Below are 25,970 nucleotides of genomic sequence, written 5' to 3' on the forward strand. Positions count from 1 at the left end.
GCGATGCCCATGTCCACGATCGTCACGGGAACCCAGTCGTCGACGCCGGCCGACTGGCCGGTGCCCGAGGAACGACGAACGGTCAGCGTGCTCTTCGCCGACATCGTCGGCTCGACCGCGCTGATCGACCGGCTCGACCCGGAGGAGGTCCGGGCCCTGCAGAGCGCCTACTTCGACACCGTCGTCGGGGTGCTGGCCCGCTGGGGCGGTGTGGTCGAGAAGTACGTCGGCGACGCCGTGATGGCCCTGTTCGGGGCCCGCGAGTCCGACGGCCACGACGCGTACCGGGCGGTGCGGGCCGGGTTGGAGATCCAGCGCGCCCTGGACGGGCGGGCCCTGCCCGGCGTGGCGGCCCTGCGCACGCGGGTCGGTGTCGCCACCGGCGAGGCGCTGGTGGACGTCGCGGCCATCCGCGACGGCGCGCACGGCATGGCCAGCGGCGCGGTGATCACCGCCGCTGCCCGCCTCCAGGAACACGCCCCGCCCGGCGGCGTCGTGGTCTGCGCGGCCACCCGCCGCGCCACCGCCGGGGTGATCGTCAACCGGGCACTGGGCCCGCTGGCCGTCGCCGGCAAGTCGCTGCCCATGGACGTGGCGCTCGCCGTCGGGGCCGCCCGTCCCGAGCCGGTCCGCCATCACGGCTGGCTGGTCGGCCGCCGCCGGCAGCTCGCCGCCGCCCGGGACCGGGTGGTCCGGGCCGCCCGCGAGCGCGACCCGCGCTGGGTGTCGCTGGTCGGCGCGGCCGGCAGCGGCCGGAGCCGGGTGCTGCACGAGCTGCGCCGCGCGGTCGCGACCGTCGACGGCGCGCCGGTGCGCTGGTACGCCGCCGCCTGCCCGCCGCGCGCCGAGGGGCCGTTGGAGCCCGTCGCCGACCTGCTGCGCGCGTTCGCGGGCCTGCGCGCCGACGAGACGCCGGCGACCGTACGCCGACGGCTGCTGGCGGCGCTCGACGGCGTGGTCCCTGCGGGGCGGGCGCTGTCCACGGTGGTCGCCTTGGAGGGGCTGCTCGACGGGGCGTCGCCGGTCGGCGCGGCGGTGTGGCAGCGGGTGCTGCTGCGCCTGGCCGACCGGCAGCCCGTCGTGCTGGCGGTCGACGACGCCGACCGGGCCGCGCCGGCGACGGACCGGTTCCTGCGCGCCCTGTTCGCGGCGGCCGTCACCCGGCGGGTGCCGCTGGCGGTGGTGACGACGCGGCGTCCGCAGTGGAGCGGCGACCGCCCCGGCCCCGAGGGCAGGCACGACGAGGTGCCGCTGCCCCCGCTGGCGGCGGTGGAGACCGGGCGGTTGCTGCGCCGCCTGCTGGTCCGGGCCGGGCGGCCGGCGACCCTGGCGACCCGGCTGCTGCCGCTGGTCGCCGGGTTGCCGGGGCGCGCCGAGGCGTACGTGCGGCACCTGGCCGACGACCTGGACCCGGCGCAGCCGCCGCAGCCGGTGCTCGCGGCCGCTGCGGCCGGCCTGGACGCCTGCGACGGCCGGGAACGGGCCGCGCTGATGGTCGCCGCCGCGCTGGGCCCGGGGGTCGCCGCCGCGGCGGTCGACCGGGCCCTCGGCTGGCCGGCGGGTGACGCCGACCGGACCATGTGCCGGCTCACCGCGCGCGGGCTGCTGCGCCGCGCGACGCGGGGCGGGTACGACGTCGCCGACCCGGCGCTGCGTCGGGTGGCGCGCGACCGGCTGCCCCGGACGGTCCTGGCAGCCGTCGTCCGTCGCGCCGGCGCGACGGCACCGGTGCGGCTGACGACGCACCCGGCCCCGGCGCGGCTGCGGCCGACGGCACCGGCCCGGCCGGCGCACCCGGGCCCGGGCGACCGGTCACCCGACGGCAGCCTGCGGCCACCCGGGGGTCGGGGGCAGGGCTGGGGCAGCACCCGGCCGGGCCGGGCCCGGGATCAGCGCAGCGTCTCCAGCCGGGACACCAGGTCCGCCGGTGCCGGCATGGCGGCGATCTCGCCGCTGACCTCGCGGGCTGCCCCGGCCAGCGCCGGGTCGGTGAGCAGCCGGGTGAGCAGTTCGGCGGTGATCCGTCGGGCCGGGACGGCGAGGCCGGCCCCCCGGGCGGCGATGAGCCCGGCGTTGTGCCGACGGTCCCCCGGCCCCGCGGTCGCCAACTGCGGGATGCCGGCGACGAGCGCACCGTACGCGCTGCCCGACCCGCCGTGGTGCACCAGCGCCGCGCTCGCCGGCAGGGCGGCCGCCAGCGGGATCCAGCCCACCGCCCGGACGTTGGCCGGCAGTCGCCGGGCCCGCCGGAAACCGGGCCGGACCAGGACGAACTCGGCGTCCACCCGGCCGGCGGCGGCCAGCACTGCGCGCATGAGGCCGGCGCCGACCGGGCCGGCGATCGTGCTGCGGGTGACCAGCACGCGGGGCCGGGGGCCGGGCTCGGCGAGCCAGCGCGGCAGCTCCCCGCCGCCGGACCAGGCGACGTGGCGCAGCGGCCAGCCGTCCTGGGTGGCCACGCTGGGCGGGGCGATGGCCAGGGCGGCGACGGGGGGCGGCAGCCCGGCGAGGCCGTGCCGGCGCAGTGCCCCGGCCAGCCGGGTGGTGGTCACCCGGACCAGCTCCCGGCCGTCGAACAGGGAGTTCTCGTGGCGTCCGGCGGGGACGTCGAGCCGGGCGGCGGCGAGCGCGCCGGCCACCGCGAAGGGCTCGTAGAGCACCAGATCGGGCCGCCAGCTTTCCGCGAGCGCCACGAGGCCGTCGGCCAGCTCGTCGTTGACCTGCCCGAAGAGCAGCGCGGCGCCCCGGGTGCCGGCCGTGCCGGCGACCTCGGCGCGGCCGACCAGCGGATGGCGCAGCAGCACCGACCGGGCGATCCGGCCGAAGTCGAAGCCCGGCACGACGTCGCGCACCGGCAGGCCGCTGCGGGCGGCGGCCATCCCCTCGGCGCCCGTGGCGACGAGCACCTCGTGACCGGCGTCGCGCAGCGCGAGGGCCAGCGGCAGCAGCGGGAAGACGTGCCCGATCAACGGCGCGGAGACCACCAGGACGCGCATCCGCCGATGGTAGGCGGCCGCCGGGCGGCGGTGGGGGCCGCGAGTCCGGGCGGCGGGCCACCGCCGACGCGCCAGCGTCCCAACATGTGGACGGTGGCGCGACGCGCCCGACGCGAACGGCCGCCGGTCCCGGGCCGTCGCCCACGGGAGCCGCACAATGACGCTGAGTTGCCTTCTCCCGAGAGGACCGCCGATGACCAGCAGCGGAGTCCGCCACGACACCTCACCGTCCGCAGTCACCTCCCCCGGTGTGCCACCCGCCACCCGCCGGGAGGACCTCGTCACCGTCCTGTCCGGCGCGGTGCTCACCGCCGGGGCGATGTCCGACGGCTGGGCGCACACCAACATCATCGAGACCATCGAGGGCTTCTTCACCCCGTGGCACGGGCTGCTCTACGCGGGCTTCGTCGCCACGGCGGCGTGGACGTTCTGGCTGGCGTACCGGCGGCGCGGCGGCGCGCCCCGGTGGTGGCGGGACGGCTGGCCCGCCGGCTACCGGGTGGGTGCGATCGCGGCGGTGACCTTCCTGCTCGCCGGGCTGGCTGACCTGGCCTGGCACGAGACGCTGGGAGTGGAGGTCGGCCTCGACGCCGCGTTCAGCCCGAGCCACCTGCTGCTCGACGCCTCTGCGGTGCTGCTGGTGACCAGTCCCCTGCGTTCGTGGTGGGCCGGCGGAGAGGGCGGCGCGCGATCGGTCACGGGCGTCGCGTCGCTCGTGCTCGGCGCGATGGCACCGTCGATCCTGCTCACCTACGCGTCGGCGTTCCTCACCCTCGCCCCGACCCGGACGATCGGCCTGGGCGCCCAGCAGCAGGCGGTGCTCGGCGTCGACGCGTACCTGCTCACGACGCTGCTGCTGGTCGGACCGTTCCTGCTGGTCCACCGGCGGCACGCGACCGTCGGGACGGGCGCCGCCCTGGTCGCCGGGGTGGCGCTGTACGACCTGGTGATGCACGAATTCCCGGCGACGCAGACGTGGGCCGCGCTGGGGGCACTGGGCGGGGCGGCCCTCGCCGACGCGCTGCTCTGGCGGCTCGACGCGGTACGCGGCCCGGCCGCGCCGCTGCGGCTGCCGCTGGCCGGGGCGCTGCTCGGCGGGCTGCTGGTCGCCGGGCACCTGACCGGCCTCGCCCTGGCCGCCGGGGTCCGCTGGACGCCGGAGGTGACCGGCGGCGTCGTCGTCCTCGCCACGCTGCTGGGTGCCCTGCTCGGCGGCCTGGCCGCCCGCCCCGCCGGGCCCGCCGGGCCCGCGCCGGTCCCGGCGGCGGCGACGCCGGCGGTCCCGGCCCAGGCGGTTCCGCTCGGCAGGCGGTGACCTACCCGGCCGCCGCCCGTCCCGCCCGACCCGCCCGACCCGCCCGTCCCAACCGTCCCGGCCGGTCGGGACGCGGGGCAGCGCGGCGGTTCGCCCGGCGGTCCCGCTCACGGGGTGAGCAGGGTCTTGCCGACCGCCGCCCGGCCCTCGACGGCGCGGTGCGCGTCGGCGGCGCGGTCCAGCGGGAACGTCCGCCCCACCAGCGGCGTCACCCGGCCGGCCGCGACGGCGTCCAGGGCGGCCAGCAGGTGCGCCCGCCTGGTCTGCGGCCCGGCCGCCTGCAGGGCCCCGATGCCGGTGACCACGATGCCCCGGGCGCGGGCCGAGGCGGGTTCGGGGACGGCGAAGCCGCCGGCCGGCGCGCCGTACGCGCAGACCCGTCCGCCCGGTGCCACCAGGTCGTGCGCGGCCCGGCCGTACGCGCCGCCGGCACCGTCGAGGAGCACGTCGACGCCGCCGAGGAGGGCGCGTACCCGGTCGGTCCAGTCCGGGGCGGAGTAGTCCACCACGTCGGTGACGCCGAGGCGACGCAGCGCGTCCCCCTTGGCCGTCCCCCGCGCCGCCGCGACCACCCGGGCGCCCGCGGCCCGCGCCGCCTGGACCAGCAGCGCGCCCGCTCCCCCGGCGGCGGCGGTGACCAGCACCCGGTCGCCGGGGCGCACGCCGGCCAGGTCGAGCACGGCGAACGCGGTGGCGCCGTCGGTGAGCAGGGCCGCGGCGTCCCGCAGCGACACCGCCGCAGGCACGGCGAGGACGTCGTCGACCGGCACCGGGGCCCGGTCCAGGTAGCCGCCGACCGCTCCGGTCCGGGCGACCACCCGCCGGCCGGCCCAGGCCGGATCGACGCCGGGCCCCACCGCGCTCACCGTGCCGGAAACCCCCGACCCGGGGCGGTACGGGGGCCGGACCGGGAACCACTGCCCGGCCCGGCCCGCGCGGATCGCCGTGTCGATCCAGAGCACGTTGGCGTACGCCGTATCGACGACCACCTCGCCCGGCCCGGGCGACGGGTCGGGGTCCTCCGTCAGGGTCAGCACCTCCGGCCCGCCGAACCGGGCCACCTCGACCACTCGCATCCCGCACCTCCGTGTCGCTCGACCGTGTGCGCACAGCGTCGGAGGTGAAGCGGGGTTGAGGTCAACCGGCGCGCGGGGTGGGCCGGGTCACGGGTTCTCCGGGTCCAGGTTGCGTTCGCGCAGCAGCGCGTCCAGCTTGGCCTCGATCCGGTCGTCGGACTCCCGCGGCTGGGACGAGCCCCAGTAGTAGAAGAGGGCCAGCCCGGCGGCCTGCCAGATCAGCTGGAGGAACTCGGACCAGGCGAACGCCTGGCCGTGCTGGCTCGCCTCGTTGCGCTGCACGACGAGCCGGAAGAGCGCGCCGGTGACCAGCGCGAAGGCGTACGCCCTGGGCCATCGCGGCTTACGGAACGGTGGGCCGGCCGCCGGTCCGCGACTGCGGCCACCCCCGGTGTCGGCGCTGACGGACGGGCGCGTGCCGGTCGGCGTGCTGGTCTCCGCCATCACGATCCCCCTCTCGGTAGTCGATCTCACCCGTGATGCGCCCCGCCCGAACCGATCGAAACCGTGCTGAAAAGGGACGGAGGCCGCGAACAACACTCCCCCCTTGTTGCCAATAGTTGGCAACAAGGCCTGGACGCCGACCGACGGCGTAACTAGCCTGATGCGCATGACTCCTTACATCAGCGAGAGTGCGGCCGAGGCGGCCGCCGGGCGCCCCGCGACGATCACCGCGGGTTCCGCCGGCCCCTCCGACCCCGACCCCGCCGATTCCGGGCTCGCCGTTTCCGACCCCGCCGTTTCCGGGCTCGCCGCGACGGCGGCGGCCTGGCAGGAGAGCTGGGACCGGCAGCAGGAGGGGTTCATGCCGGACCGGGAGGAACGCCTCGCCGCCATGCTCGACGCCGTCGAGGCCGTGGTCGACACGGACTCACCCCGTCTGCTCGACCTCGCCGGTGGCACCGGCACGATCACGCTGCGCGCCCTGGCCCGCTTCCCCCGGGCCCGGGTCACCCTGGTCGACCTCGACCCGGCCCTGCTCGCCCTGGCCCGCGCGTCGCTGGGCGACCGGGCCGTCGTGCTCGCCGCCGACCTGGCCCGTCCCGACTGGCCCGGCCGGCTGCCGCACCGCGACTACGACGCCGTGCTCACCGCCACCGCCCTGCACTGGCTGCCCGCCGAGCGCCTCACCGAGCTCTACGGCGAGCTGCGCGACCTGCTGCGCCCGGGCGGGCTGTTCGTCAACGCCGACCGGATGCCCGACGACGCGCTGCCGACGCTGACCGACCGGTTGACGGCCCGGGCCCGGGAGCGACGCGCCGCCCGGTACGCCGCGGGCGCGGCCCTGTCCTGGTCCGACTGGTGGGCACGGGCCGGCGCCGACCCGGTGCTGGGCCCGCTGGTGCGACGCCGCCACGAGATCTACCCGACCGGGCACAGCCCCGAGTGGAACCCGCCGGTCTCCTGGCACCTCGGCGCGCTGACCGCCGCCGGCTTCACCGAGGCCGGCACGCTGTGGCGGGGCGGCGCGGACGCCGCGGTGGCCGCCCTGCACTGACGCGCCACCCCGCGCCGCCCCTTGATCGTCTGCGCGGAAAGGAGACGACACACCGGCCGAACTCTCCGTTTCCCGCAGACGATCAAGGGGCCCTCCGGCGGGGCGGCGGGGGTAGGCTCGCGCTCGTACGCCCAGGCGGCTGGCGGGAGGGCGAGGGTGACAGAACCGACCCCGCGCCGGGTCGACCCCGACGTCGACCTGCGGGTGCCGGCCGACCGGGGCGAACTGCGCGCCCACCCGGCGGTCGTGCTCGGCGTCATCGCGGCCGGGGGCGTGCTCGGCGCGCTCGCCCGGGCGGGTGTCCAGGCGGCGTTCCCACACCCGCCGACCGGGTTCGGCTGGGCGACGTTCGGCGTCAACGTGTCCGGATGCCTGCTGATCGGCGCCCTGATGGCGGTGGTCACCACCGGCCGCGTCCCGCCGCTCACCCGACCGTTCCTGGGCGTGGGCGTGCTCGGCGGCTACACCACCTTCTCCACGTACGTGGTGGACGTGCGGCAGGCTGCGGCCGCCGGTGCGGCGGGCACCGCGCTGGCGTACCTCGCCGCCACCCTGCTGGGGGCGGTCGCCGCGGTCTGGGTCGGCGACGCCGCCGGCCGGCTGCTCGGCCGCGCGACCGGCGCGCGAGAGGGCGAGACGGCGACGGGGCGCCCGGGCGCCGACGGGGCACGGGCCGACGGCGGGCCGTCGTGACGGTCCTGCTGATCGCCCTCGGCGCGGCCGTCGGGGCGCCGCTGCGTTACCTCACCGACCGGGCCGTGCAGTCCCGGCACGCCTCGCCGTTCCCCTGGGGCACCCTGACCGTGAACGTGGTCGGCTCGCTGGTGCTCGGCGCCCTGGTCGCCGCGCCGGTGGGTCCGGCGGTGAGCGCGCTGCTCGGCACCGGCTTCTGCGGCGCGCTCACGACCTACTCCACCTTCGGGTACGAGACGCTGCGCCTGGCCCGCGACGGCTCCCGCCTGCTCGCGCTGGTGAACGCGCTGACCAGCGTCGCCGCCGGGCTGGGCGCGGCGACGCTGGGTTACGCGGCGACCCGCGCGCTGGTCGGCTAGCTCCCGGGGGAGGTCGTGTGGTCGAGGATCACCTCGGCCAGCCGGGGCGCGATCGCCTCCGGCAGGGCATGGCCGAGCCCGGGGACGGTGACGAGCCGGGCGTTGCCCAGCAGCGTCGCGAGGTGCCGCGCGGAGGCGGTGCCGGCGACCGGGTCGGCCGGGGAGTCGACCACGAGGACGGGGGTGGTGACCGCCGCCATCTCGCCGGCGCGGTCGAGGCCACCCTGGTCCGCGCGGGCGTGCGCGGCCGGGTTCTCGTGCCGCCCCGCGTGCGCCATGATGCGCTCCTCCCGACGCCGGAACTCCTCGGCGTCGAAGGGCGACTCGCCGCCGTTGAGGACGCGCCAGTGCCGCACGCGCCAGGCCAGTTCGGCGTCGCGGTCCCGTGGTTCGAGCATGGTCTCCCACAGCGCCAGCAGCTCGGGGGCGATCCCGGGCCCGTCGGCCGGGCCACCGTCGAGGGGGGTGGTGCCGACGAGGGTGGCCGTCGCCACGCGTTCCGGGTGGTCGAGCAGCAGCAGTTGCGTCAGCGTGCCGCCCAGCGACATGCCGATCACGTGGGCACGGTCGATCCCCAGGGCGTCGAGGACCCGTACGGCGTCGGCGGCGAGCGCGGTGAGCGGGTAGGGGTCCTCGTCGAAGGACCACGTCGACCGCCCGGTGTCGCGGTGGTCGTAACGCACGACCCGGTGCCGGCGGGCCAGCGCGTCCAGGAGGGCTTCCGGCCAGGTCAGGCCCGAGGCGTTCGCACCCATGACGAGCAGCAGTGCCGGTGCGCGCGGGTCGCCGCGTTCCTCGGCCCACAGCCGGACGCCGGGCGCGACGGTGATCTGGTGTTCCACAACCCCACCCTCCCGGATGGCCGGTTCACCGTCCACGGGGTTACCGGCCTACGGTTCGGCCGGGGGCGATCATGGCGCGGGAGACCAACTAGGATGAGCAGGTGACGAGCACGCCCCGGCAAGCCGAAGCCCGCATCGGTCCGATCGGCGCGCTGTTGTGCCGGCTGGTGTTCCTCGCCATCTGCCTGCCCGGGCCGGCCCTGCTCGTCGCCGGCCTGACGATGGACCCGCCACCGTCGCCCAAGGACTTCTGGGGCATGCTCGCCGGTGACGTGTTCATGACGATTGTCTGCGTCGGCTTCGGTGTCTTCGGCTTGCGGGTGGTCGCCCGGTCGCGACGCGACGCGCGTCAACTGTCCGCCGCGGGTGTCGCCGCGACGGCGGAGGTTCTCACCGTGGCGGACCGCGTGGACGGAGAAGACCCGGGGCTGACGCTCCGCCTGCGCATCAGCGGGCCCGGGTTCGCCCCGTTCGAGGCGGACGTGAACCACCCCGTCGACCCAGCCCTCGTGCCTGGCGGGACGCTGCCCGCCACCGTCGACCCCGCTGACCGTCTCTTCTCGATCCCCTGACGGCCTGGGGCAGCGTCGTCCGGGCTTTTCCCGCCCGATGTCACGGCTCGCCGGAGTGCGGTCGAGTGGTCGCCCCGCTGCCGGCGCGGATCACGCCGGTCGCCCGGTCACGCGGTCACCTTGGCGACGAACGCGGCGAGGTGGGCCACGGTCCGCTGGATCTTCTCCTCCAAAGTGATCGACTCCTGGAGGCGTGCGCCGGGCCCCGCGTCCTTCCTGCCGCGCACGTACAGGGAACAGGCGAGGTCGCTGCAGATGTACGTGCCCACGGTGTTGCCCTGCTGTCCGGGCTTGCCCGCCCGGCGCGCGACCATGAGAGAGACGCCGCCGGCCGGGGTGGTGAGGCAGATCGAGCACATGCCGCGCGGTCGCTGCGCGGCGGTGGGGCTGGGGCAGGCGCAGTGCGAGGGCCGTCGGGCGGCCGTCGAGGGCGGTGGCGAGGTAGGCGCGGTCCGGGGCCTGCGGGTCCCGCCAGCCGAGGTAGTCCAGGTCGCTCCAGGGGCGTTCGGCCAGGTCACGCGGCACGGAGAGGCGCTTCGACTCGCCCTTGGTGCAGTTGACGAACGCGGCGCGGATCTGTTGTTCGGTCAGTGGCTCCATGGCCGGCACGCTAGGCTGCCTAAAACCTTTAGGCAAACGCTTAATGAGTTTAAGCAACGAGGAGGACCATGGTCCGCGCCGGACTCACCGCAGAACGCCTGGCCCTGGCCGGGGCCGAGCTGGCCGACGAGGTCGGCTTCGAGCAGGTGACCGTCTCGGCGGTCGCCAGGCGGTTCGGCGTCACGGTCGCCAGCCTCTACTCGCACCTGCGAAACTCCCAGGACCTCCGGACCCGGATCGCCCTGCTCGCCCTCGACGAGCTCGCCACCCGCGCCGCCGACGCCCTGGCCGGGCGGTCCGGCAGGGACGCGCTGACCGCCCTGGCGAACGTCTACCGCGACTACGCCCGGGAGCACCCGGGCCGCTACGCCGCCGCCCAGCTCCGGCTCGACCCGGCCACGGCCGCCGCCAGCGCCGGCGTCCGGCACGCGCGGATGATCCGGTCGATCCTGCGCGGGTACGACCTGACCGAGCCCGACCAGACGCACGCCGTGCGCCTGTTGGGCAGCGTCTTCCACGGCTACGTCAGCCTGGAGCTGGCAGGCGGGTTCGACCACAGCGCCCCCGACACGCAGGAGACCTGGACCCGCATCCTGGACGCCCTCGACGCCCTCCTACACACCTGGCCCCCACCCGACCCCCGCCCCGCCCCACCGCCCCCGCCCACCCCCCGGTGATCAAGAGGTTTGCGTCACCGTCGAGATCACCCTTGACACTTTCCTCTTGATCACCGACGCGGGGCGGGGCGACGCGGGTGGGGGGCAGGGGCTGGTGGATCAGGGTGGGGTGGGGCGGGCGGACAGGACCAGGAGGAGTTCCGTGCGGGCGGTCGGGTCGGTCAGGTCGTCGCCGTACAGCTCGCGCAGGCGTCGGATGCGGTAGCTGACGGTCTGCGGGTGCACGTACAGCTCCGTGGCCACCTCGGCGCGCGAGCCCCAGTGCCGCAGCCAGCTGTGCAGGGTGGCCAGCAGGCTCTCCCGCTGCGCCGGGCGCAGGTGCGCCAGGGGCGCCAGCCGGCGGGCGGTGAGCACGGCCAGCGCGCCGGCCTCCCCGCGTAGGGTCAGCGCGATCAGGTGGTCGTCGACGAAGACCGGCCCCGGGTCGGGCCCGGCCGGTCCGGCGGTCAGCTCGGCGAGCCGGAGGGCCGCCGGCACCTGCGCCCAGCCCAGGGTCGGCCCCACCACCGCCCCGCGCCCCGCGAGGGCCTCGGCGAGCTGCGGTCGGGCGGAGCGCGGGCCGGCCCGCAGCAGCAGCACGGCGTCGCGTCCGCGTTCGACCACGAGGCCGTCCGCGCCGTAGCGGAACCGGGCGTCGCGGGCCTGCTCCAGCGGAAGCAGCACCGGCACCACCTCGTCGAGGTGCGGCCAGCCGATCCGGGCGGCGGCGGCCCCGACGGCGGCGGGCAGGCCGTCGCCGCGCAGCAGCAGCTCGGCGAGCTGCCGACGCCGCCGGTCGCCCTCCCCGGCCTGCTCGCGCAGTTGCAGGGCGTAGCCGTCGGTGCTCGCGGCGGCCAACTCGTCGACGTACGCGGTGATCGCGTCGGACAGGTCGATCAGCTCCGCGGTGTCGACGGGGCGCAGCCGGGCCAGCGACTCCGACGCGGTGCGCAGCATCAGCCGCGCCGCCGTCCGTTGCGCCGCCAGCAGCGCCTCCGGCCCGCGGTCCTCGCGCGCCTCGCCCGCGCCGAGCGCGACGAACACGTCCCGCACGCGCGGCGGCAGGGCGGGCTCGGCGGTGCCGACGAGGTCGACGAAGCGCTCGAAGGCGACCTGCACGGCGGTGCGCACGTCCCGGGCGAACTTGGCGTCGGAGATGGCGGCGAAGGCCGGGGTGGCCTCGGTGACCGCCGCGGCGACCGCCCCGACGGTGGCGGGCAGGTGGGGTCGCATCGCGGCGGACAGGTCGGCGGGGAGCCGCTGCCAGGGCGTGGCGGGGGCGGTCATCCCGCGATTTTGTCACGCGGTGACAATCGAGGGCCCGATTCTCGCGTCCGGCGGGACGGTGCTCCGCGTCGGCCGCCCAGCGACGATGGACCGCGACGGGCACCCCCGCCGATCCGCCGTGGCCCGACCGAGGAGAGCGCCGTGGAGCACCGCACGTCCCGCCAGCACGTCGTCGACATGTGCCGCACCATGCTCGCCCGCGGCTACCTCAAGGCCACGGAGGGCAACGTGTCGGTCCGCGTCCCCGGCCACGAGCTGTACGCGGTCACCCCCAGCAACTACGACTACGACCGGATGCGCGTCGAGGACGTCTGCATCGTCGACTTCGCCGGCAAGCACGTGCCCGACGACTCCGGCACGGGCCTCGCGCCGTCGATCGAGTGCGGGATGCACGCCAACATCTACCGGCAGCGGCCGGACGTCAACGCGATCGTGCACACCCACCAGCCGTACGCCTCGGCGCTGGCCTTCCTGCGCCGGCCGATCCCGGCGCTGACCGACGAGCAGGTGCGCTTCCTCGGCAAGCGGGTCGCCATCGTCGACTACGCCCCGTCGGGCACCGGGTTCCTGGCGCGCAACGTGCAGAAGAAGGTAGCCGGCGGTGACAACGCGTTCATCATCGCCAACCACGGGATCGTCGCTTTGGGCACGGACCCGGACCGGGCGGTGTTCAACATGGCGCTGCTGGAGAAGGTGTCGATCGCCTACCTGCTGGCGCTGACCACCGAGACCGGGAAGGTCTACACGATCCCGACGGCCATCCGCGAGGTCGCCTTCGGCAAGCTGCGCGCCGACGAGAAGCGGATCGCCGCCCAGATCACCGAGGCGGTGCCGCCGCTGCGGGTGCCCGCCGACGAGGAGCCGCCCAGCGCCGACGCGACGGCCGCCGCGCTCGCCGCTCCCACCGAGGGAAAGCTCACCGCGCCCACCGAGGGGGAGACGGAAGGCGGCGAGGCGGCCCGGCTCGGGTACGCGATCAGCGAGTATCCCGACGTCGACGACGTGCTGCGCCGGCTAAAGGCGCTGGTCGCCCAGCCGATCCGCGGGCTGCGCCACGACGCGCTGCTCGACGTGCTCAACTACTACGACACCAAGTGCCGGGCCAGCCGGGAGATCACCGACCGGGCGAAGCAGCGCATCCCCGGCGGCGTCCAGCACAACCTGGCGTTCAACTACCCGTTCCCCCTCGCCATCGAGCGGGCCGAGGGCGCGCACCTGGTCGACCGCGACGGCAACACCTACATCGACTTCCTCCAGGCCGGCGGCCCGACGATCCTGGGCAGCAACTACGGGCCGGTCAACGAGCGGGTCGCGGAGGTGGTGCGGGCGTCCGGGCCGGTCACCGGCCTGTTCCACGAGTACGAGCTGAAGCTCGCCGAGATCATCCACCGGTACCTGCCGCACGTGGAGATGTACCGGGCGCTCGGCTCGGGCACCGAGGCGGTGATGGCCGCCGTGCGCGGGGCGCGGGCGTTCACCGGCAAGAAGATGGTGATCAAGGTCGGCGGCGCGTACCACGGCTGGTCCGACACCATGGTCTACGGCCTGCGGGTGCCCGGCACCTACCGGATGAACGCCAAGGGCATCCCGTTCGGCGCGACCAGCCGCACCCGGGAGGCGTTCCCGCACGACCTGGGGCAGCTGCGGCGCAAGCTGATCGAGAACCGGCTGCGGGGCGGCACGGCCGCCGTCGTGGTCGAGCCCGTCGGCCCGGAGTCCGGCACCCGGCCGGTGCCGCGCGACTTCAACGCCAAGGTACGCCAACTCTGCGACGAGTTCGGCGCGCTGCTGATCTTCGACGAGGTGGTCACCGGGTTCCGCCTCGGCCTGGGCGGCGCGGCCGGCTACTTCGGCGTCACCCCCGACCTGACGGTGCTGGGCAAGGCGGTCTCCGGCGGGTACCCGATGGCCGGCGGCGTCGGCGGTCGCGCCGACGTGATGGCGGTCTTCGGCTCCGGCCTGGACGGCAAGAGCGGCGCGCACATCCAGGTCGGCGGGACCCTGTCGGCGAACCCGCTGTCCTGCGCGGCCGGCTACTTCGCCATCGAGGAGATGGCCCGCACGAACGCGCCGGTGATCGCCGGGCGGGCCGGCGACCGGCTCACCCGGGGACTGCAGCGGCTCATCGACCGCTACGGCCTGCCGTACGTCGCCTACAACCAGGGCTCGATCGTGCACCTGGAGTGCAGCGGCGTCATGCTGCTGGACATGCGCCACCCGGTGAAGCTGCTCAAGGAGAACAAGGCCCGCAAGCGGCTGATGGAGCAGATGGGCGCGGCGTACGCTGCGCACGGCATCATCACCCTGGCCGGCTCGCGGATGTACACCTCGATGGCCGACACCGACGAGGTCATCGACGACGCGCTCGCGCGGTTCGACCAGGTGTTCGCGCTGGTCGAAGGAGTCTGAGCCGGTGGCAGGCACGGCACCGCAGGTGCTCGCGATCGACCTGGGCACCTCGGGGATGAAGGCGGCCCTGGTCGCCGCCGACGGCACCGTCACCGGCTGGGCCGAGCGGGCCGTGCCGCTGCGGGTGCTGCCCGGCGGCGGCGCCGAGCAGGATCCGCGCGCCTGGTGGGACGCGCTCGGGCAGGTCGCCGCCGACCTGGGCCGGGCCCACCCCGACCACCTGCGCGCGGTCACCGTGGTGTGCGCCTCCACCCAGGGCGAGGGGACCATCGCCGTCGACGCGGCCGGGGAGCCGCTGACGGCGTGCATCAGCTGGCTGGACATGCGGGGCGCGGCGAACCTGCGCCGCCAGTTCGGCGGCTTCCCCGCGTACCACGGGATGTCGGTGCGTCGGATCGCGCGCTGGCTGCGGCTCACCGGCGGCATGCCGTCGCCGACCGGCAAGGACCCGGCGGCGCACATGCTGCTGGTCCGCGACGAGATGCCGCAGGTGTACGCGCGCACCGCGTCGTTCCTCAACGTGCTCGACTGGATCAACCTGAAGCTGACCGGGCGGACGGTGGCCACCGTCGACTCGATCCTCACCTCGTGGGTGACCGACAACCGGCGGCCGGGCGACGTCCGCTACTCCCCCGCCCTGGTCGCCGACTGCGGCATCGACCGGGACAAGCTGCCGCCGATCGTCGCCTGCACCGACGTGATCGGCACGCTGTCGCCGGCCGCCGCCGCGCACCTGGGCCTGCCGGAGTCGGTGCGGGTGGTCGCCGGCGCCATCGACAACACGGCCGCCGCGATCGGGGCGGGCACGACCGGCGACAACGAGCCGCACCTGTATCTCGGCACCTCGTCGTGGGTCGCCGCGCACGTGCCGGCGAAGAAGACCGACGTGGTCGCCGGGATCGCCTCCGTGCCGTGCGCCATCCCCGACCGCTACCTGATGACCGCGTTGCAGGCCACCGCCGGGGCGAACCTGACGTGGCTGCGCGACAAGGTCGTCGAGTACGACGACCCGCTGCTGAGCGCCGGGCACGTCAGCCGGGACGAGGGCACGATCTTCGACGCGTTCGACCGGATCATCCCGACGGTGCCGCCGGGCGCGAACGGCGTCATCTACACCCCGTGGCTCTACGGCGAACGCGCCCCGGTCGACGACCCGCACCTGCGCGCGGCGTTCCTCAACATCTCGCTGGACACCAACCGCTCCGACCTGCTGCGGGCGGTCTTCGAGGGCGTCGCGTTCAACACCCGCTGGCTGTTCCGGGCGGTCGACCGGTTTCTCGGCGCGCCGGTCACCTCGCTGGCGATCACCGGCGGCGGCGCGCTGTCGGACTCGTGGTGCCAGATCTTCGCCGACGTGCTCGGCGTCGAGATCCGGCGCGACGCGAACCCCCTGGCGGTCAACGCCCGGGGGGCGGGCTGGATCGGCGCGGTCGGCACCGGGATGGTCGACTTCGCCGACCTGCCCGGCCTGATGCGCAGCGACCGGACGTTCACGCCGACGCCCGCGCACCGGGCCACGTACGACGAGATCTTCGACGTCTACCGTCAGCTGCACCAGCGGCTGGCCCCGGTCTACCGGCGGCTGCGCCGGTAGACCGCCCGCGCCTGGCGGGCGCGGGCGGCCCGGCCCGTCGGTCAGCCGAGGTCGGCCAGCCTCGGCAGCACCTCGTCGGCGACCCGCCGGGTGAACTCCACCGGGTGCCGGTCCGGCATGACCTGCACCTCGGTCACCCCGAGCGCGGCGTACGCGGCCACGTCGGCGACGAACGCGTCGACGTCGGCCAGCGGCGGCCGCATCATGATCGCCGTCTTTTCGATGGCGTCGTAGTCGCGGCCCTCGGCGGCGCAGTGGCCGCGCAGCACGTCCAGCTTGTGGGCCACGTCGTCGGGGCTGGAGCCGAACAGGTTGCACGCGTCGGCGTAGCGGGCGACCAGCAGCAGCGTCTTGCGTTCACCGCCGCCGCCGATCATGATCGGCGGGTGCGGGCGGCGCAGCGGCTGCGGTGAGTTGAGCGTCTCGGCCAGCCGGTAGTGCCGGCCCTCGAAGGGCCCGTCGTCGTCGCCGAACATCTGCCGGCAGATGCGCAGCGTCTCCTCCAACCGCTCGAACCGCTCGGCCACCGGCACGACCGGCACGCCGAGCCCGCGCTGTTCCCGCTCGTACCAGGACGCGCCGATGCCGAGGCGGGCCCGGCCGCCGGAGAGCACGTCCAGCGTCGTAACGATCTTGGCGAGCAGCCCCGGGTGGCGGTACATGACGCCGGTGACCAGCACACCCAGCGTCATCCGCCGGGTCAGCGCCGCGACGTAGCCGAGGGTCGTGTACGCCTCCAGCATCGGCTCCTCGGCCAGGGCCTGGGCCTCCATCTGGAAGTAGTGGTCCATCACCGTGAAGGACGCGAGCCCCGCCTGCTCGGCGAGGGTCGCCGTCTCGGCCAGGGTCGGCGCGATCGCCGCCGGGTCGGCCGGGGTCGAGAACGTCCAGTAGTGCAGCCCGAGTTTCATCTCCACACCTCCGGGTCGAGCCTAGTGGCGTCCAGGCCGTCGCACTGGGTGGGAACGATTCGACGGTTCTGGGCCGGTATCCGGTAGTCTCCCGCTACCAGGCCGAGAGGCGCTGCGACGGGCCTGGCCCGCCACGCTCGACCTGGGAGCATGTGGACCAAGGGCGCCTCCGAGACTTCGGGGGTGGTCGGTGTGGTTTCGTCCGTCGACGGTTCAGGTGCGGTTGCGGCGCTGCGGCGGCTGCTGGCCGAGCGCATCGTGGTGCTCGACGGCGCCTGGGGCACGATGCTGCAGGGCGCGAAGCTCTCCCCCGCCGACTACCGGGGCGACCTGATCGGCGACGACCATCCCCGCGACGTCACCGGCGACCCCGACCTGCTCAACCTGACCCGCCCCGACCTGATCCTGGACGTGCACCGGCAATACCTGGCGGCCGGGGCCGACATCACCACCACCAACACGTTCACGGCCACGAGCATCGGGCAGGCCGACTACGGCCTGGAGGCGCTGGCGCGCGAGATGAACGTGCGCGGCGCGCAGCTCGCCCGGCAGGCCGCGGACGAGGCGGGCGGGCGGTTCGTCGCCGGCTCCGTCGGCCCGCTCAACGTCACCTTGTCGCTGTCGCCACGGGTGGAGGACCCGGCGTACCGGGCGGTCACGTTCGACGACGTCAAGGCCGCGTACGCGGAGCAGATGGCGGCGCTGGCCGAGGGCGGGGTCGACCTGCTGCTGGTGGAGACGATCTTCGACACGCTCAACGCGAAGGCGGCGATCGCCGCGGCCCGCGAGGCGGCCCCCCACCTGCCGCTGTGGATCTCCGTCACGGTGGTGGACCTGAGCGGCCGCACGCTGTCGGGGCAGACGGTGGAGGCGTTCTGGCGCTCCATCGCGCACGCCGAGCCGCTGGTCGTCGGCGTCAACTGCGCGCTCGGCGCGGCGGAGATGCGCCCGCACGTGGCGGAGCTGTCCCGGCTGGCCGGCACCTACGTCGCCGCGCACCCCAACGCCGGGCTGCCCAACGCGTTCGGCGGCTACGACCAGACGCCGGAGGAGATCGGCGCGCTGCTCGGCGGCTTCGCCGGCGACGGCCTGGTCAACATCGTCGGCGGCTGCTGCGGGACGACCCCGCCGCACATCGCCGGGATCGCGGCGGCGGTGCGGGGCATGCCGCCCCGGCCGGTCGCCCGGGAGACCCCGGCGACCCGGTTCAGCGGTCTGGAGCCGTTCACCATCGGGCCGGACACCGGGTTCGTGATGATCGGCGAGCGCACCAACGTGACCGGCTCGGCGCGGTTCCGCCGGCTCATCGAGGCCGACGACCACCAGGGCGCGGTCGACGTGGCCGTCGAGCAGGTGCGCGGCGGCGCGAACCTGCTGGACGTCAACATGGACGCCGACCTGCTCGACAGCGAGCGGGCGATGACCACGTTCCTCAACCTGATCGCCACCGAGCCCGAGGTGGCCCGGATCCCCATCATGATCGACAGCTCCCGGTGGAGCGTGCTCGAAGCCGGCCTGAAGTGCGTGCAGGGCAAGGGCGTGGTCAACTCGATCAGCCTGAAGGAGGGCGAGGAGCCGTTCCTCGCCCAGGCCCGGACGATCCGCGACTACGGCGCGGGCGTCGTGGTGATGGCCTTCGACGAGCAGGGCCAGGCCGACACCACCGAGCGCAAGGTCCAGATCTGCGGGCGGGCGTACGACCTGCTGGTGGGCAAGGCCGGCTTCGCCCCCGAGGACATCATCTTCGACCCGAACGTGCTGGCCGTGGCCACCGGCATCGCCGAGCACAACGGCTACGCGAAGGCGTTCATCGACGCCCTGCCGCTGATCAAGGCCCGCTGCCCCGGCGCGCGCACCAGCGGCGGCATCTCGAACCTGTCGTTCGCGTTCCGGGGCAACGACGTGGTGCGCGAGGCGATGCACTCGGCGTTCCTGTTCCACGCCGTGCGGGCCGGGCTGGACATGGGCATCGTCAACGCCGGCCAGCTCAGCGTCTACGAGAACATCCCGGCGGACCTCCTCGAACTCGTCGAGGACGTCATCTTCGACCGCCGGCCCGACGCCACCGACCGGCTGGTCACCTTCGCGTCCACGGTCACCGGGTCGGGCACCAGGCGGGAGGTCGACCTGTCCTGGCGGGCCGCGCCCGTCGCCGAGCGGCTCACGCACGCGCTGGTGCACGGCATCGTCGACCACGTCGAGGCCGACACCGAGGAGGCCCGGCTGCTGTTCGACCGGCCCCTCGACGTCATCGAGGGCCCGCTGATGGACGGCATGAAGGTCGTCGGCGACCTGTTCGGCGCGGGCAAGATGTTCCTGCCGCAGGTGGTCAAGAGCGCCCGGGTGATGAAGCGTTCGGTGGCCTACCTCGAGCCGTACATGACCAAGGAGCGGGCCGCCGGGCACGGCCAGGGCAAGGTCGTCCTCGCCACCGTCAAGGGCGACGTGCACGACATCGGCAAGAACATCGTCGGCGTCGTCCTCGGCTGCAACAACTACGAGGTCGTCGACCTGGGCGTGATGGTGCCGGCCGCGCGGATCCTGGACACCGCCGTGGCCGAGGGCGCCGACGCGATCGGCCTGTCGGGGCTGATCACGCCGTCGCTGGACGAGATGGTCGCCGTCGCGGGCGAGATGCAGCGCCGGGGGCTGCGGGTCCCGCTGCTCATCGGCGGCGCGACCACGTCCCGGCAGCACACGGCGGTGCGCATCGCCCCCGCGTACGAGGGGCCGACGGTCCACGTGCTCGACGCGTCCCGGGTCGTCGGCGTGGTCTCCGACCTGCTCGACGCCGACCGGGCGCAGACCCTCGACACGGCCAACCGGGCCGAGCAGGAGCGGCTGCGCGAGCAGCACGCCAACCGGCACGCCCAGCCGCTGCTCACCCTCGCCGAGGCCCGCGCCAACCGCGAGCGGGTCGACTTCGCCAACCTGCCGGTGCCCGCGTTCACCGGCGTACGCGTCGTCGAGCCGTCCCTCACCGAGCTGCGCGAGATGATCGACTGGCAGTTCCTGTTCCTGGCCTGGGAGCTGAAGGGCAAGTTCCCGGCGATCCTCGACCAGCCCGTCGCCCGCGAGCTGTACGACGACGCCAACACCCTGCTGGACGCGATCATCGCCGACGGGTCGCTGCACGCCCGGGGCGCGTACGGCTTCTGGACGGCGCACGCCGAGGGCGACGACATCGTCCTCGACGACGCCGGGGTGCGCCTGCCGATGCTGCGGCAGCAGACCGCCAAGCCCGCCGGCCGGGCCAACCGGTGCCTCGCCGACTACGTCGCGCCGGCCGGCGACCACCTGGGCGGCTTCGCGGTGGCGGTGCACGGCGCGGAGGAGCTGGCCGCCCGCTACGAGGCCGAGCACGACGACTACCGCGCCATCATGGTCAAGGCGCTGGCCGACCGGCTCGCCGAGGCGTTCGCCGAGCACCTGCACCTGCGGGCCCGCCGCGACTGGTTCGAGCCCGACGCCGCCCCGGCGCTGGCGGACCTGCACGCCGAGCGGTTCCGGGGCATCCGGCCCGCGCTGGGCTACCCGGCCAGCCCGGACCACAGCGAGAAGCGGGACCTGTTCGACCTGCTCGGCGCGCAGACGCTGGGCATCGGCCTGACGGAGTCGTACGCGATGACGCCTGCGGCCGCCGTCAGCGGGCTGATCTTCGCGCACCCCGACTCGCGGTACTTCACGGTCGGACGGATCGGCCGCGACCAGGCCGAGGACTACGCGGCGCGGCGTCGCGTCGCCCTCGCCGAGGTCGAGCGCTGGCTGCGCCCGAACCTCGCCTACGAGCCGTGACCGGCGCGGCCGGGCCCGCGCGGCGGCGGGCCCGGCCGGCGCGGGGTCAGCCGCCGTCGACCGGGCGGAACGGCGGGACGTGGTGCCGGGCGCGGGCGGTGCGGTTGGTGGTGGTGCAGATCGCGTCGAACATGGTCCGGCCGAGGACCGCGTGCGCCCGCACCGCCGGGTGGGTCGACCCGTAGTTGTCCAGGTCGCCGAGGGAGTCGGCGAACAGCGCGTACGTCAGGGTGGGCGCGCCCGCCGGGTCGAACATGATGCCGGCCTCGTGCCGGGCCGCGCCCAGGTCGTCGTAGTCGGCGCCGTACTTGGTGGCGACCCGGCTGCGCTCGGCCGAGGACATGGTGTGCCGGATGCCGTCGTGGTAGCCGTTGATCCAGCGGAGGATGCCGAGCAGGAAGTCGGCGGACCGGGGGCTCACGATGGTCTTGTTGGCCAACCGCCACAGCAGGTCGTGGGTCTCGCGGGGCGTGGTGACGCCGAGGTAGAACCGGTTCGGGTTGGCGACGGGCTCGACACGGGTGTGGGTGAATCCCTTCGCGGCGAGGATGTCGTTGATCTCCAGCGCCGGCACCACCCGGCCGCACATCCGCACCGCCGTGTTGTCGGAGACGAGCAGCATCGCGGTGAGGAAGTTGGCGACGGTGACCTGGTCGCCCCAGACGGTCTGCAGGAAGTAGATGCCGCTGCCGCCGAGGATGATGTCGGCGGTCAGGTCGAGCCGCTGGTCCAGCTGCAGCTGCCCGCGATCGATCTTGTCCATCACCGCGACGGCGACGGCGAGCTTCTGCACGCTGTAGCCGTGCGTGACGCGGTCGGCGTCGTCGGCCACGACCGTGGCGAGCGCGCCGGAGCCGTCGACCATCGCGATGTGCGAGTGCCACACGCCACCGGCCGCGGCCTTCTGCTGCAGATAGGTCTGGCGGATCACCTCGGCTCTGCTGCGGGTGCGGATCCCCGGAGCCGGGACGGCCGGTGCCCGGCCCTCGGCGGCGGCGGGTCGGCCGGTGGCGGCGAGCGCGGCGGCGGCCGCGCCCAGCCCGATCGCGGCCCGACGGGTGACGTTGCTGGTCATGTGAACCTCCCCAGTGGTCGGCCACGATGGTCTCAGACGTGTCGATCGGACGGCGTCCCGGCAGGTCGGGACTGCGCCGAGAGATCCCGGTCCGAAGTGGTCAGAGCTGTTACGAGAACGTGACCCCGGCATTTCCCGAAACATGTTGACCAAGACGGATGTGAGCGCTAACACTGACCGGGGCGTGGACGCGCTCCGCACTTTCGGCACGAGGTCCTGGGAGGGAAGCCTGTGTCCAGAAGATTCTTGATGGCACTCGGCAGCGCCGTGCTGGCGCTCAGCATCGCGGCGTGCAGCGGCGAGGGGGCCGGCGGAGGCGGCGACACCGCCGACAAGAAGCCCACCGACCTGACCATCGGCGTCTCGATGCCGACGCAGACCTCGGAGCGGTGGATCGCCGACGGCAACTCGGTGAAGGAGAAGCTGCAGGCCAAGGGCTACAAGGTCGACCTGCAGTACGCCGGGGACGACATCCCCACCCAGTCGCAGCAGATCGACCAGATGATCACGCAGGGCGCGGACGTCCTGATCATCGCGGCGATCGACGGCACGGCCCTCACCGGCCAGCTCCAGGCCGCCGCCCAGGCCAAGATCCCGGTCATCTCCTACGACCGGCTCATCCTCGGCAGCCCCAACGTCGACTTCTACGTCAGCTTCGACAACTACAAGGTCGGCGTCGCCCAGGCCACCGCGCTGCTCGTCGGCCTCGGCCTGCAGAACAAGGACGGCTCCAAGGGCACGGCGACCGGCCCGTTCACCATCGAGCTGTTCGCCGGCTCGCTCGACGACAACAACACGCAGTACTTCTTCGGCGGGGCGATGGACACCCTCAAGCCGTTCTTCGACAACGGCGCGCTGAAGGTGAAGTCCGGCCAGACGAAGATCGAGCAGGCCGCCACCCTGCGCTGGCAGCAGGGGGTCGCCCAGACGCGGATGGAGGACCTGCTGACGTCGAGCTACAACGACGGGTCCACGGTGGACGGCGTGCTGTCGCCGTACGACGGGATCTCCCGGGGCATCATCACCGCCCTGCAGAACGCCGGCTACGGCAAGGGCAACAGAAAGCTGCCGGTGGTGACCGGCCAGGACGCCGAGATCGCCTCGATCAAGCTCATCAACGACGGCGTGCAGAGCTCCACCGTCTTCAAGGACACCCGGCTGCTGGCCGAGCAGGCCGTCATCGCCGCCGAGGCGTTCCTGCAGGAGAAGCAGCCGCAGGCCAACGACACCACCACCTACAACAACAAGGTCAAGGTCGTCCCGGCGTACCTGCTGCCGATCCAGACCGTCTTCAAGGACGACATCAAGTCCGTCCTCGTCGACTCCGGCTACTGGACGGCCGAGGAGGTCGCGGCCGGGCAGGCCAAGAAGTAACCCGGTCTCCGTCGGGCCCGGGCGGTCGCCCGGGCCCGACGGACGCCGGCCCGGCCGGCGACGCCACCCGACGACCCGAACAGCGGGAGGATGCCCGTGAGCGACACCATCCTCGAGATGCGCACCATCACCAAGACGTTCCCCGGGGTGGCGGCGCTCCAGGACGTCTCGATCACCGTGCGGCGCGGCGAGATCCACGCCATCTGCGGCGAGAACGGCGCCGGCAAGTCCACCCTGATGAAGGTGCTGTCGGGGGTGTACCCGTCGGGCAGCTACGACGGCGAGATCGTCTTCGACGGCCGCCCCGTGCACTTCCGCGGCATCCGCGACAGCGAGGCCCACGGCATCGTCATCATCCACCAGGAGCTCGCCCTGGTGCCGCACCTGTCGATCGCCGAGAACATCTTCCTCGGCAACGAGCGGCGCGGGCGCAGCGGCCTCATCGACTGGAACCGCGCCAACGCCGACGCGACGGCCCTGCTGGAATCCGTCGGCCTGCGCGAGAACGCCGTGACGCCGATCGCGGCGCTCGGCGTCGGCAAGCAGCAGCTCGTCGAGATCGCCAAGGCGCTGTCGAAGAAGGTGAAGCTGCTCATCCTGGACGAGCCGACCGCCGCCCTCAACGACGTCGACTCGGCCCACCTGCTCGACCTGCTGCGGCGGCTGCGCGACCAGGGCATCACCTGCATCATGATCTCGCACAAGCTGGGCGAGATCACCGCGATCGCCGACTCGATCACCGTCCTGCGCGACGGGCGCACGGTCGAGCGGCTCGACGTGCGCTCCGGCGAGGTGACCCAGGACCGGATCATCCGCGGCATGGTCGGGCGCGACCTGCACAGCTTCTACCCCGACCGGGTGTCGTCCCCCGGCGAGGAGGTGCTGCGGGTGGAGAACTGGACGGTGCGCCACCCCACCCAGGACCGCACGGTGGTCGACGACGTCGGCTTCACCGTCCGCGCCGGCGAGGTCGTCGGCATCGCCGGGCTCATGGGGGCCGGGCGCACCGAGCTGGCCATGAGCATCTTCGGCCGGTCGTACGGGCGCGACATCAGCGGCCGGCTCTTCCTGCGCGGCCGCCCGATCCGGGCGCGCACGGTCGCCGAGGCGATCGGCAACGGCATCGCGTACGCCACGGAGGACCGCAAGCGGTACGGCCTCAACCTCATCGACGACATCCGCCACAACGTCTCGGCGGCGGCGCTGCGCAAGCTCGCCCGCCTCGGCTGGGTGCACGACAACGAGGAGATCCGGGTCGCCGAGGCCAGCCGCCGCGACATGAACATCAAGGCGCCCAGCGTCATGGCGACGGTCGGCAAGCTCTCCGGCGGCAACCAGCAGAAGGTCGTCCTGTCGAAGTGGCTGTTCACCGACCCGGACGTGCTGATCCTCGACGAGCCGACGCGCGGCATCGACGTCGGGGCGAAGTTCGAGATCTACACGATCGTCAACCGGCTCGTGGCGCAGGGCAAGGCGGTCGTGCTCATCTCCTCCGAGCTGCCGGAGCTGCTCGGGATGTGCGACCGCATCTACACGCTCGCGGCGGGCCGGCTCACCGGCGAACTGCCGGCGGGCGAGGCCACCCAGGAGAAGCTCATGCAGCTCATGGCGAAGGACAAGGAACCGGCCTGATGACCGACATCAAATCCTCCTCCCCCGGGCAGCGCCCGCCGGCCGACGGGGCCGCCCCCGCCCTCGCCCTGCACACCGGCATCAGCGACCCGCGTACGCTGATCATGCGCAACCTGCGCCAGAGCGGCATCTTCGTCGCCCTCGTGATCATCGTGGCGCTCTTCGCGGTGCTGACCGACGGCGTCTCGCTGAGCCCGGGCAACATCACCAACATCGTCCTGCAGTACTCCTACATCCTGGTGCTCGCCATCGGCATGGTCATCGTGATCATCGGCGGGCACATCGACCTGTCGGTCGGCTCGGTGGTCGCGCTCACCGGCGCGGTCTCCGCGGTGCTCGTCATCCAGCAGGGCTACCCGTGGTGGCTCGGCGTGCTGGCCGCGTTGGCCGTCGGCCTCGCCGTCGGCGCCTGGCACGGCTTCTGGGTCGCCTACGCCGGCATTCCCGCCTTCATCGTGACCCTCGCCGGCATGCTGCTGTTCCGCGGCCTCACCCTGCGGGTGCTGGACAACATCTCGCTGTCGCCGTTCCCGGGCGAATACCAGCAGATCGCGGCGGGCTTCCTCAACGGGCTGCTCGGCGGGCAGGGCTTCGACGCGTTCACCCTGCTCATCGGCGCGGTGGCGGTCGCCGGGTATGCGGTCGGCGGCTTCCGCACGCGGGTGGCGCGCATCCGCTACCAGCAGCCGGTCGAGTCGTTCCCGCTGTTCGTCGCCCGGGTCGTGCTGGTGGGCGCGGTCGTCATGTACTTCGCCTGGCAGCTGGCGAACGCCCGGGGCCTGCCGATCGTGCTGATCGTCCTCGCGGTGCTCGTCCTCGCGTACGGGCTGCTGACCCGGCGCACCGTGTTCGGCCGCCAGGTCTACGCGATCGGCGGCAACCTTCCCGCCGCCATGCTCTCCGGGGTGAAGGTGAAGACCGTCAACTTCTGGGTCTTCGTCAACATGGGCTTCCTGTCGGCCGTGGCGGGGATCATCTACTCGTCGCGGTCCAACGGGGCGCAGCCCGCCGCCGGCAACATGTTCGAGCTGGACGCGATCGCCGCGGCGTTCATCGGCGGCGCGGCGGTCACCGGCGGGGTCGGCACGGTCGTCGGCGCGATGGTCGGCGGCCTGATCATGGCCGTGATGAGCAACGGCATGCAGCTCATGGGCGTCGACCAGTCGATGCAGTCGGTGGTGAAGGGCCTGGTGCTGCTCGTCGCCGTCGCGTTCGACGTCTACAACAAGCGCCGCGCCGGGTCGGCCCGCTGACGCCTGCGGGCCCGGGGTCACGTCGGCGGTCGC

The 25,970-nt window shown here is 74.1% G+C and carries 19 protein-coding genes and 2 pseudogenes; 13 read left to right on the top strand and 8 right to left on the bottom strand.

Going from position 1 to position 25,970, the window contains the following annotated elements; all coding sequences use genetic code 11:
• Positions 1 to 9: 9 nt before the first annotated feature.
• Positions 10 to 1,125 (top strand): annotated as a pseudogene (locus tag GA0070558_RS16165) (adenylate/guanylate cyclase domain-containing protein); the annotation flags it as partial.
• 764 nt (positions 1,126 to 1,889) lie between these two features.
• On the opposite strand, the gene GA0070558_RS16170 reads toward GA0070558_RS16165, so the two are convergent.
• Complete coding sequence (locus GA0070558_RS16170) at positions 1,890 to 2,996, bottom strand: nucleotide disphospho-sugar-binding domain-containing protein (RefSeq protein WP_091280575.1); 1,107 nt, start codon at positions 2,994 to 2,996, stop codon at positions 1,890 to 1,892.
• Positions 2,997 to 3,189: 193 nt separating this feature from the next.
• Between GA0070558_RS16170 and GA0070558_RS16175 the strand changes: the two genes are divergently transcribed.
• On the top strand, positions 3,190 to 4,311 hold the full coding sequence (locus GA0070558_RS16175) for a hypothetical protein (RefSeq protein ID WP_141722223.1): 1,122 nt from the start codon (positions 3,190 to 3,192) through the stop codon (positions 4,309 to 4,311).
• A 107-nt stretch (positions 4,312 to 4,418) separates the two neighbouring features.
• Here GA0070558_RS16175 and GA0070558_RS16180 read toward each other — a convergent pair whose 3' ends face one another.
• Positions 4,419 to 5,387: a zinc-binding dehydrogenase gene (locus GA0070558_RS16180; RefSeq protein ID WP_091280584.1), complete on the bottom strand. Its 969-nt coding sequence runs from the start codon at positions 5,385 to 5,387 to the stop codon at positions 4,419 to 4,421.
• 87 nt (positions 5,388 to 5,474) lie between these two features.
• A complete protein-coding gene (locus tag GA0070558_RS16185; RefSeq protein ID WP_091280587.1) occupies positions 5,475 to 5,831 on the bottom strand; it encodes a hypothetical protein in 357 nt (118 codons plus the stop codon).
• A 361-nt stretch (positions 5,832 to 6,192) separates the two neighbouring features.
• Between GA0070558_RS16185 and GA0070558_RS16190 the strand changes: the two genes are divergently transcribed.
• The 3 genes from GA0070558_RS16190 to crcB all read left to right on the top strand — a co-directional run bounded on the left by GA0070558_RS16190 (position 6,193) and on the right by crcB (position 7,937).
• On the top strand, positions 6,193 to 6,885 hold the full coding sequence (locus GA0070558_RS16190; protein WP_141722226.1) for a class I SAM-dependent methyltransferase: 693 nt from the start codon (positions 6,193 to 6,195) through the stop codon (positions 6,883 to 6,885).
• Positions 6,886 to 7,041: 156 nt separating this feature from the next.
• Positions 7,042 to 7,578: a FluC/FEX family fluoride channel gene (locus tag GA0070558_RS16195; RefSeq protein WP_091280593.1), complete on the top strand. Its 537-nt coding sequence runs from the start codon at positions 7,042 to 7,044 to the stop codon at positions 7,576 to 7,578.
• Positions 7,575 to 7,937, top strand: a complete 363-nt coding sequence (gene crcB, locus GA0070558_RS16200; protein WP_043968868.1) for a fluoride efflux transporter CrcB — start codon at positions 7,575 to 7,577, stop codon at positions 7,935 to 7,937. The genes GA0070558_RS16195 and crcB overlap by 4 nt, the downstream gene beginning before the upstream one ends.
• On the opposite strand, the gene GA0070558_RS16205 is transcribed toward crcB, so the two are convergent.
• Positions 7,934 to 8,779: an alpha/beta fold hydrolase gene (locus tag GA0070558_RS16205; RefSeq protein WP_091280595.1), complete on the bottom strand. Its 846-nt coding sequence runs from the start codon at positions 8,777 to 8,779 to the stop codon at positions 7,934 to 7,936. The two genes, crcB and GA0070558_RS16205, sit on opposite strands and share 4 nt — an antisense overlap.
• Positions 8,780 to 8,880: 101 nt before the next feature.
• Between GA0070558_RS16205 and GA0070558_RS16210 the strand changes: the two genes are divergently transcribed.
• Positions 8,881 to 9,351 carry a hypothetical protein gene (locus tag GA0070558_RS16210; RefSeq protein ID WP_091280598.1) on the top strand — a complete coding sequence of 157 codons (471 nt, stop codon included), beginning with the start codon at positions 8,881 to 8,883 and terminating at the stop codon, positions 9,349 to 9,351.
• 107 nt (positions 9,352 to 9,458) lie between these two features.
• Here the strand turns inward: GA0070558_RS16210 and GA0070558_RS34985 are convergent.
• A pseudogene (locus GA0070558_RS34985) lies at positions 9,459 to 9,951 on the bottom strand (FBP domain-containing protein).
• 68 nt (positions 9,952 to 10,019) lie between these two features.
• Here GA0070558_RS34985 and GA0070558_RS16220 point away from each other — a divergent pair.
• The gene (locus tag GA0070558_RS16220; RefSeq protein ID WP_091280602.1) at positions 10,020 to 10,628 is read left to right on the top strand and encodes a TetR/AcrR family transcriptional regulator; all 609 of its coding nucleotides are present in this window, start codon (positions 10,020 to 10,022) and stop codon (positions 10,626 to 10,628) included.
• Between the two features lie 99 nt (positions 10,629 to 10,727).
• On the opposite strand, the gene GA0070558_RS16225 is transcribed toward GA0070558_RS16220, so the two are convergent.
• On the bottom strand, positions 10,728 to 11,894 hold the full coding sequence (locus tag GA0070558_RS16225; protein ID WP_091280605.1) for a PucR family transcriptional regulator: 1,167 nt from the start codon (positions 11,892 to 11,894) through the stop codon (positions 10,728 to 10,730).
• Between the two features lie 141 nt (positions 11,895 to 12,035).
• On the opposite strand from GA0070558_RS16225, the gene GA0070558_RS16230 reads away from it, so the two are divergent.
• A complete protein-coding gene (locus GA0070558_RS16230) occupies positions 12,036 to 14,303 on the top strand; it encodes an aminotransferase class III-fold pyridoxal phosphate-dependent enzyme (RefSeq protein WP_091280609.1) in 2,268 nt (755 codons plus the stop codon).
• 4 nt (positions 14,304 to 14,307) lie between these two features.
• Positions 14,308 to 15,897, top strand: coding sequence for a xylulokinase (locus GA0070558_RS16235; RefSeq protein ID WP_091280612.1), 1,590 nt, complete (start codon positions 14,308 to 14,310; stop codon positions 15,895 to 15,897).
• A gap of 41 nt (positions 15,898 to 15,938) precedes the next feature.
• On the opposite strand, the gene GA0070558_RS16240 is transcribed toward GA0070558_RS16235, so the two are convergent.
• Entirely contained in the window at positions 15,939 to 16,808 is an 870-nt protein-coding gene (locus GA0070558_RS16240; RefSeq protein ID WP_091280615.1) for an LLM class F420-dependent oxidoreductase, read from the bottom strand.
• 150 nt (positions 16,809 to 16,958) lie between these two features.
• Between GA0070558_RS16240 and metH the strand changes: the two genes are divergently transcribed.
• Complete coding sequence (gene metH, locus GA0070558_RS16245; protein ID WP_256091974.1) at positions 16,959 to 20,603, top strand: methionine synthase; 3,645 nt, start codon at positions 16,959 to 16,961, stop codon at positions 20,601 to 20,603.
• Between the two features lie 46 nt (positions 20,604 to 20,649).
• On the opposite strand, the gene GA0070558_RS16250 is transcribed toward metH, so the two are convergent.
• On the bottom strand, positions 20,650 to 21,678 hold the full coding sequence (locus GA0070558_RS16250) for a serine hydrolase (RefSeq protein ID WP_091280621.1): 1,029 nt from the start codon (positions 21,676 to 21,678) through the stop codon (positions 20,650 to 20,652).
• 249 nt (positions 21,679 to 21,927) lie between these two features.
• Here GA0070558_RS16250 and chvE point away from each other — a divergent pair, with 249 nt between their 5' ends.
• The 3 genes from chvE to mmsB all read left to right on the top strand — a co-directional run bounded on the left by chvE (position 21,928) and on the right by mmsB (position 25,937).
• On the top strand, positions 21,928 to 23,052 hold the full coding sequence (gene chvE / locus GA0070558_RS16255) for a multiple monosaccharide ABC transporter substrate-binding protein (protein ID WP_091280625.1): 1,125 nt from the start codon (positions 21,928 to 21,930) through the stop codon (positions 23,050 to 23,052).
• Between the two features lie 96 nt (positions 23,053 to 23,148).
• Positions 23,149 to 24,684, top strand: a complete 1,536-nt coding sequence (mmsA, locus tag GA0070558_RS16260) for a multiple monosaccharide ABC transporter ATP-binding protein (protein WP_091280628.1) — start codon at positions 23,149 to 23,151, stop codon at positions 24,682 to 24,684.
• Positions 24,684 to 25,937 (top strand): multiple monosaccharide ABC transporter permease, encoded by a 1,254-nt coding sequence (mmsB, locus tag GA0070558_RS16265; RefSeq protein WP_091280631.1) that lies wholly within the window; start codon positions 24,684 to 24,686, stop codon positions 25,935 to 25,937. The genes mmsA and mmsB overlap by 1 nt, the downstream gene beginning before the upstream one ends.
• The last annotated feature ends 33 nt before the right edge of the window (positions 25,938 to 25,970 follow it).

The organism is Micromonospora haikouensis (assembly GCF_900091595.1).
Lineage (GTDB): Bacteria > Actinomycetota > Actinomycetes > Mycobacteriales > Micromonosporaceae > Micromonospora > Micromonospora haikouensis.